Origin of the sequence: Streptococcus sp. HMSC076C09 (genome assembly GCF_001837905.1) — a bacterium.
Lineage (GTDB): Bacteria > Bacillota > Bacilli > Lactobacillales > Streptococcaceae > Streptococcus > Streptococcus parasanguinis_I.
The window spans coordinates 1-235 of sequence record NZ_KV834644.1; the positions used below are offsets into that span (position 1 = coordinate 1).

General features: G+C 44.7%; 1 rRNA gene. It reads left to right on the forward strand.

The annotated features are described in order from the left end of the window. Window positions 1–51: 51 nt before the first annotated feature. A 16S ribosomal RNA gene (locus HMPREF2704_RS05625) occupies window positions 52–235 on the forward strand; the annotation flags it as partial.

Genomic DNA, 235 nt, shown 5'->3' on the forward strand with positions numbered 1-235 from the left:
AAAAAACAATAAATCTGTCAGTGACAGAATGAGTTTAAGACAAACAATTATTTTAATGAGAGTTTGATCCTGGCTCAGGATGAACGCTGGCGGCGTGCCTAATACATGCAAGTAGAACGCTGAAGCTTGGTGCTTGCACCGAGCGGATGAGTTGCGAACGGGTGAGTAACGCGTAGGTAACCTGCCTCTTAGCGGGGGATAACTATTGGAAACGATAGCTAATACCGCATAAAAG